The sequence below is a fragment of the Amycolatopsis sp. NPDC049253 genome (assembly GCF_040678995.1).
In the GTDB taxonomy this organism is placed as follows: domain Bacteria; phylum Actinomycetota; class Actinomycetes; order Mycobacteriales; family Pseudonocardiaceae; genus Amycolatopsis.
Window position 1 is genome coordinate 1 of sequence record NZ_JBFAQX010000067.1, and the last position, 4,756, is coordinate 4,756.

Annotated in this window: 3 protein-coding genes and 2 pseudogenes; 4 read left to right on the plus strand and 1 reads right to left on the minus strand. The window is 71.1% G+C overall.

Annotation, left to right across the window (positions count from 1 at the left end; translation table 11 throughout):
* Positions 1–106: 106 nt before the first annotated feature.
* Positions 107–313, plus strand: a pseudogene (locus AB0K15_RS47815) (NAD(P)-dependent oxidoreductase); the annotation flags it as partial.
* Between the two features lie 611 nt (positions 314–924).
* On the opposite strand, the gene AB0K15_RS47820 reads toward AB0K15_RS47815, so the two are convergent.
* A complete protein-coding gene (locus AB0K15_RS47820) occupies positions 925–1,179 on the minus strand; it encodes a pyridoxamine 5'-phosphate oxidase family protein (RefSeq protein WP_364067861.1) in 255 nt (84 codons plus the stop codon).
* 176 nt (positions 1,180–1,355) lie between these two features.
* Here AB0K15_RS47820 and AB0K15_RS47825 point away from each other — a divergent pair, with 176 nt between their 5' ends.
* The 3 genes and pseudogenes from AB0K15_RS47825 to AB0K15_RS47835 form a co-directional block, all read left to right on the plus strand.
* Positions 1,356–4,154: an AAA family ATPase gene (locus AB0K15_RS47825; RefSeq protein WP_364067865.1), complete on the plus strand. Its 2,799-nt coding sequence runs from the start codon at positions 1,356–1,358 to the stop codon at positions 4,152–4,154.
* 4 nt (positions 4,155–4,158) lie between these two features.
* Positions 4,159–4,488: a 2Fe-2S iron-sulfur cluster-binding protein gene (locus tag AB0K15_RS47830; protein WP_364067863.1), complete on the plus strand. Its 330-nt coding sequence runs from the start codon at positions 4,159–4,161 to the stop codon at positions 4,486–4,488.
* Positions 4,475–4,756: pseudogene (locus AB0K15_RS47835) on the plus strand (hypothetical protein); the annotation flags it as partial. The gene AB0K15_RS47830 and the pseudogene AB0K15_RS47835, both read left to right, overlap by 14 nt.

The following is a 4,756-nucleotide window of genomic DNA, read 5'->3' on the forward strand; positions in this document are numbered from 1 at the left end:
ACGACGACCATGGGAACTCCAGTACGAATGAAGTCGAACTATGCGGGTGTGACTCTGCAACCCGCGCCAGTTCGACTTTATTCGTACTGAGGTGTGGACTGTGTCCATGAGCACGCCGTCCATGAGCACGCCGACCGTGACCGGCCCGGACACCCCTCCCGCAGACCTGCCACCCGCGCTGCCGGAGGGCCCGCTTCAGTCCGCCGGGCTGGACGTGTTCACCACCGAACCGCTGCCCGAGGACTCTCCACTGCGCACCCTGTCCAATGTAGTGCTCACCCCTCACATCGGCTGGACCGTGCGCGAAGCCTTCGCTGAATTCGCCTTAGGCGCCGCCGGGCAGCCGGAGGACTACCTCGCGTCGTGCCTCGACCCGCGAGAACTGGCCTTCACGCCCGCCGTGCGGCGACGCCCCGATGCGGTGGGTGGAGTGTTGCGCCCGCGGTAGTGAGTCGTCAGGCCGGTTATCTGGGATGGTGCTGCTGCCACGGCAATTCAATAACACGCCGGTATTTTGCGCGCTTGAACTCATTGTGCCAGACGCTGCTCAGCAAGCGGTCGGCCAAACTGAAATGACGCACGGTCCCCCCCGCAGCTGCCACTGCTGCCGGCAGTCGGCATGCTCTGCGCATAAAGCGAAGCCCACGATCAGATGGTTCGGTACGGCCGACTGGCCCTCGACGCGAAGGTTTACGCAGGGCAGCGAGCCGAGGCGTGCGCCGAAGCCATTGTGGACAGTCGTGCGAGTGCGTTCCACTGGAGAAGTCGTGTGCTCGGCGGAGGCCGCCTCAGGCGATGGCCGCGTAGGCGCTGACGTGCTCAACGTGCATCCGCACGAGCAGCATGCCCGGAACGCTGTTGCGTTCGCCGAACTCGGCGGCACGCTCTTGACCCATGTACCGCGCGGCGATGTTCGTCGCCCCGTTACGCAACTGTCCCGAGTCGTCGGAGATTCCGCGTGTCCCCACAGCACCGCGTGGGGTACGGGGGCACCTCGTCGTCGATGCACATCGCAGCGCGTCCGTTGCGGGCGAGGTCGTGGGCTTTCGCGGTCACGTTCTCCGTGGTGAAGACGAGGTCGTCGCCGTCGAGGAGGAACCACACGGGTGCGATATGGGGGCCGCCCGTACGGTGGCCAGCTCGCCGGTGCGGGTACCTTGCGCGATGAACGCCTTCCACTCGTTCTCTGCCATTTTGGTCATGCCGTTCAGCATCCGTCCGCGCCGCACCGGAAGCAATCAGCCGACCCCCTTACCGGCGGAAAACTCCCCGGGCGCGGCTGGAAGCGCCATAAACTGGGTTCTCCGCGGGAGCGACCCGGCGACGGCCGGGATCTGGTGGACGGAGGCGATCAGGTGCTGCTGGGCCGGCACAGGGAGTGCGCAACACTCGACAGGCTGGTCGAAGCCGTGCGAGCGGGGCAGGGTCGCGCGCTCCTGGTGGTTGGCGAACCCGGCGCGGGCAAGACGGCGCTGCTGCAGCACGTGGCCGCACACGCCGCGGAGTGCCGAGTGCTGCGCACGGCCGGGGCGCAGGCCGAGATGGAGCTGCCGTTCGCCGGCCTGCACCAGCTGTGTGTGCCGCTGCTGGACGGGCTCGGTCGCCTGCCGGCCCCGCAGCGTCAGGCGCTGAGCACCGCCTTCGGCTTGGCCGAAGGTCCGGCGCCGGACCGGCTCCTCGTTGGGCTGGCCGTGCTGGGGCTGCTGGCAGAGGCCGGCGCCGAGCGCCCGCTGGTGTGCCTGGTCGACGACGTGCAGTGGCTGGATCGCGCATCGACCCACGCGCTGGCGGTCGCGGCACGCCGTCTGTTCGCGGATTCCGTGGGCCTGGTCTTCGCGACGCGAAACAGGGATTCGAGCACCGCGCTGACGGGGCTTCCCGAACTGCCGGTCCAGGGGTTACCCGCCGGCGAAGCGCGGGCGCTCCTGCTGGCAGCGCTGCCAGGACCAGTGGACGAGCGCGTCGTAGATCAAATCGTGGCGGACACGGGCGGAAATCCCTTGGCGTTGCTCGAGCTGCCGCGGAGCGTTCCGCCGACGCAGCTGGCCGGGGGGTTCGGCCTGCCGGCCAGCCGGGGGTTGCAGGGCGGGATCGAGCTGGGATTCCGTCATCGGGTCGCGCAGCTGCCGGAAGCGTCGCGCCGGCTGCTGCTGGTCGCGGCGGCCGACCCGCTCGGCGACGCCGTCCTGGTGTGGGACGCCGCCGCACGGCTCGGGGTGGGTGCGGACGCGGCGGTCCCGGCCGTGTCAGCCGGGCTCGTCGAGTTCGGCGCGCGGGTCTCCTTCCGGCATCCGCTCGTGCGTTCGGCGGTCTACGACGGCGCCACCGAGCGGCAACGGCGGCGGGCGCACCGAGCGCTGGCCGAGTGCACGGACCCCGCCTCCGATCCGGATCGCAGGGCCTGGCACCGCGCTCGGGCCGTCACCGGGCCGGACGACGAGGTCGCGGCGGAGCTGGAACGGTCGGCGAGCCGCGCGCAGGCGCGTGGCGGACTTCCCGCCACCGCGGCGTTCCTGGCTCGCGCGGTCGAACTCACCCACGACCCGGCGAGACGGGCTGAGCGCGCGCTCGCCTCCGCGCGGGCAGCACTCGCCGCGGGCGCCCCCGAAACGGCGCTTGGCCTGTTGTCGGTGGCGCAAGCCGGACACCTCGGGGACCTGCATCAAGCGAAGGTCAACCTGCTCCGGGCGGAGGTGGCGTTCGCAGTACGCCGCGGGGCGGAAGCGCCGATGCTGCTGCTGAAGACTGCTCAGCAGCTGGAGTCGTTCGACGCGCGCCTGGCGAGGGACACCTACTTGGAAGCGCTGTCCGCGGCCCGGTTCGCGCTGCACCTCGCCGTCGGCGGCGATGTGGTGGAAGTGGCGGAGGCGGCCCGTCGCGCCCCCGCGGCACCGGAACCGCCCGTCCCGGCGGACCTGCTCCTCGACGGCCTCGCCGCGCGTGACACGGGAGAGCTCGCCGCCGGCAGTCACCTCCTGAAGCGGGCACTGCGTGGGTTCTGCGACGAGGCCGACGCCGGCGCGGACGACTTGCGCTGGCTCTGGCTCGCCGGCACGACGGCACCCGATCTGTGGGACTACCGCAGCTGGGAGCGGCTCGCGACCCACCACCTCGAGCAGGCCCGTGCGGCCGGCGCGCTCACCACGCTGCCGCTGGCCGTGACGTCGCGGGTGGCGGTGCACGTGGTCCTGGGCGAGCTGGCCGAGGCGGCTCCGCTGGTGGGCGAGGTCGACGTCCTGGCCGAGGCGATCGGCGTCGGACTCGCGCCCTACGGTGCGGTCATGCTCGCCGCGTGGCAGGGCCGCGCAGAGGAGACCGCAAGGTTGGTCGCCGCCACCCGCGGTGAGGTGCTGGCTCGCGGTGAGGGCGCCGGGGCGCAGATCTACGCGTGGGCGGAGGCGTTGCTGGGCAACAGCCTGGGCCGCTACTCCGACGCGGTGGCCGCGACCGACCTCGTGGAACGCGAGGGGCTGCTGGTCGGCGCGGGTCTGTGGATGATGGCCGAACGCATCGAAGCGACTGTCCGGAACGGGCAGCCGAGGGAGGCCGCCGAGGCGTTGCGGCGGCTTTCCGCGCACACGCGGGTGAGCGGCACAGATTGGGCGCTCGGTATCGAGGCCCGGTGCCGGGCCCTGGTCACCGACGGCTCGGTCGCGGAGGACAACTACCGGGAGGCGATCCAACGCCTTGGCCGGACGCGTGTGCGCGGCGAACTGGCGCGAGCCCACTTGCTGTATGGCGAGTGGCTGCGCCGCGATCGGCGGCGACGAGCAGCCCACGACCAGCTGCGAACCGCACACGAGCTGTTCACGGAGATGGGGATGACCGCATTTGCTCGCCGGGCCGAGCGTGAGCTGCTCCCGGGCGGGCACTTGCCGCGCCGGCCCGTCGCCGAAGGCGGTCACGAGCTCACCGCACAGGAGGCACAGATCGCCTGGCTGGTGCGGGAAGGGCTGTCGAACGCCGAGATCGGGACCCGGCTGTTCCTCAGCCCACGCACGGTGGAATGGCACCTGGGCAAGGTGTTCGGCAAGCTCGGCGTCACATCGCGCAAGCAGCTGCGCGCTCTGCCGCGGCCAGCGGAACCCGGGTGCCTCCCCGGGCCATCCAGGGTGTCACCCGGGTTCGGGCCCGAGCCGCTCGGTCGACTGTGAAGGGATGACCTCAACGCCAGAGCTACGCACGGCGTCGCGGACTCTCGCCCCGGACGCCACCGAGATCACCACGGCACTCGTCGTGATCTCCCGCGACGGGCGCGCGCACCCGATGCAGGAGGCGTTCGTCCGGCACGACGCTTTCCAGTGCGGCTACTGCACACCCGCCCAGATCATGTCGGCCGTGGCGCTGCTCGCCGAACGCCGCGCGAAGACCGACGAGGACATCCGCGAGTTCATGAGCGGGAACCTCTGCCGCTGCGCCGCGTACCCCAACATCGTGGCCGCGATCCGGGAAGTGGCGGACATCGGAGGTACCGATGCGCGCGTTTGAGTACGTCCGGACGTCCGAAGTAGGCGACGCGCTGGCGGCATCGGAGCGCGCCGACGCCGCCTACCTCGCCGACGGCACCACCCAGGTCGACCTGATGAAAGACGGAGTCCTTCTGCAGCAGAGCGCGCGCACTCGGGTGACCCGAGTGCTGCTGCCGGGGGGCGTCGCAGCCATCCGCAAGGAGCCGCTCGGTCTTGATGCGCAGCCACGGCTGCGGCACGAGGTAGCGATTCTGGAGCGGCTGCGCGGTGTCGACGGGGTCGCGCAG

Coding starts and splice junctions, on each gene's coding strand:
- AB0K15_RS47830 (WP_364067863.1), top strand. CDS start 4,159: ATGACCTCAACGCCAGAGCTACGCACGGCGTCGCGGACTCTCGCCCCG.